Source organism: Streptomyces sp. NPDC059456, from assembly GCF_042750055.1.
Classification (GTDB): Bacteria; Actinomycetota; Actinomycetes; order Streptomycetales; family Streptomycetaceae; genus Streptomyces.
In genome coordinates this window covers 1-2,195 of record NZ_JBHYVA010000983.1, presented here as the reverse complement: position 1 = coordinate 2,195, position 2,195 = coordinate 1, and the positions used below count along the sequence as shown (strand labels likewise).

Annotated in this window: 2 protein-coding genes; both read left to right on the top strand. The window is 73.0% G+C overall.

Annotation, left to right across the window (positions count from 1 at the left end):
- Window positions 1–61 precede the first annotated feature (61 nt).
- Window positions 62–1,270, top strand: a complete 1,209-nt coding sequence (gene efeB, locus ACFXA3_RS41345) for an iron uptake transporter deferrochelatase/peroxidase subunit (protein WP_385196472.1) — start codon at window positions 62–64, stop codon at window positions 1,268–1,270.
- Between the two features lie 25 nt (window positions 1,271–1,295).
- Window positions 1,296–2,177 (top strand): iron uptake transporter permease EfeU, encoded by an 882-nt coding sequence (gene efeU / locus ACFXA3_RS41340; RefSeq protein WP_385196469.1) that lies wholly within the window; start codon window positions 1,296–1,298, stop codon window positions 2,175–2,177.
- The last annotated feature ends 18 nt before the right edge of the window (window positions 2,178–2,195 follow it).

The window sequence follows — 2,195 nt, the reverse complement described above, 5'->3', positions numbered from 1 at the left end:
AAACCGGGGGGGGGCGGCCGCCGGCGGGGCGCCGGGGGGGGCCCCGCCCCCCGCCTGGGGGGTGGGGGGGGGGGCGGCGGGGCGGGCGCGGGGCGCCGCCGCGGCCGGCGGCACGGTCGCCGCGCTCTCCGGCGGCAGCGACGCCGTGCCGGCCGCGCTCAGCGGCTCCGCGGTGGCCTTCCACGGCGCGCACCAGGCCGGCATCGCCTCCGCCGTCCAGGACCGGCTGCACTTCGCCGCGTTCGACGTGAAGACGAAGGACCGTGCGGAGCTCGTCCAGCTCCTCAAGGACTGGACGCGGGCTGCCGAGCGGATGACCGCCGGCCTCCCCGTCGGCGAGGGCGCGGTCGGCGGCCTCCCCGAGGCCCCGCCGGACGACACCGGTGAGGCCCTCGGCCTCAAGCCGTCCCGGCTGACGCTGACCATCGGCTTCGGCCCCTCGCTCTTCGCCAAGGACCGGTTCGGCCTGGAGGACAGGCGCCCCGAGGCCCTGGTGGACCTGGAGCAGTTCCCCGGCGACAACCTGGACCCCGCCAAGAGCGGCGGCGACCTCTGCGTGCAGGCCTGCGCGGACGACCCGCAGGTCGCGGTGCACGCGATCCGCCAGCTCGCCCGCATCGGCTTCGGCAAGGCGGCGGTGCGCTGGTCGCAGCTCGGCTTCGGCAAGACCTCGTCCACCACCCCGGACCAGCAGACCCCGCGCAACATGATGGGCTTCAAGGACGGCACCCGGAACGTCGCGGGCACCGACACCGCCGCCCTCGACAAGCACGTGTGGGTCGCGGACGAGGCCAAGGGCGCCTCGGCGTGGATGACCGGCGGCTCGTACCTGGTGGCCCGCCGCATCCGGATGCACATCGAGACCTGGGACCGCACTCCGCTCCAGGAGCAGGAGGACATCTTCGGCCGGGACAAGGCCGAGGGCGCGCCGGTCGGCAAGTCCAAGGAGCGCGACGAGCCGTTCCTGAAGGCGATGAAGCCGGGGGCTCACGTCCGCCTCGCGCACCCCGACAGCAACAACGGCGTGACGATCCTGCGCCGCGGCTACTCGTTCACCGACGGGACGGACGGACTGGGCCGGCTCGACGCGGGCCTGTTCTTCCTCGCCTACCAGCGCGACGTCCGCAAGGGTTTCGTCCCGCTCCAGCGCAACCTGTCCAAGAACGACGCGCTGAACGAGTACATCCAGCACGTGGGCTCGGCCGTCTTCGCCGTCCCGCCGGGCGTCCGTGACAAGGACGACTGGTGGGGCCGGGCGCTGTTCGCGTAGTTCCCCGGAACGGAAAGGAACCGACGTGTTCAGCAACTACCTGATCGGCCTGCGTGAGGGGCTGGAGGCCAGCCTGGTCGTCTGCATCCTCATCGCGTACCTGGTGAAGACCGGGCACAAGGACAGGCTGGCGCCGCTGTGGCTCGGCGTCGGCCTCGCGGCCGCGCTCAGCCTGGCCTTCGGCGCAGCCCTCGAATTCGGCACCTCGGAGCTGACGTTCCAGGCGCAGGAGGCGATCGGCGGCAGCCTGTCGATCGTCTCGGTCGGCCTGGTGACGTGGATGGTCTTCTGGATGAAGCGCACCGCGCGGCACCTGAAGGCCGAGCTGCACGGCAAGCTCGACGCGGCGCTCGCGATGGGCACCGGCGCCCTGGTGACGACGGCGTTCCTGGCCGTCGGCCGGGAGGGCCTGGAGACCTCGCTGTTCGTGTGGCGGTCGGTCCACGCGGCCGGTGACGGCGCGGGTCCGCTGGCGGGCGTGCTGCTCGGCATCGGGTCGTCGATCCTGCTGGGCTGGCTGTTCTACCGCGGCGCGCTCAAGATCAACCTGTCCAAGTTCTTCACGTGGACCGGCGGGATGCTGGTCGTGGTCGCCGCGGGCGTGCTCGCCTACGGGGTGCACGACCTCCAGGAGGCCGAGTTCCTGCCCGGCCTCGCGAACAAGGCCTTCGACGTCACCGCGGCGATCCCGCCGGACAGCTGGTACGGGACCCTGCTGAAGGGGACGTTCAACTTCCAGCCCGACCCGACCTGGCTCCAGGTCACGGTGTGGCTGGTGTACCTGGTCCCGACGCTGCTCCTGTTCCTCGGGATGTTCGCCCGTACGGCGCCCGCGGCGCCGGCTCCGGCGGCCCCGGCGGCCCCGGCGGCGGGCGTGCCCGCGAAGGCCGAGGGCAACGGATCGTAGGGCATCGGCAGCCTGCCG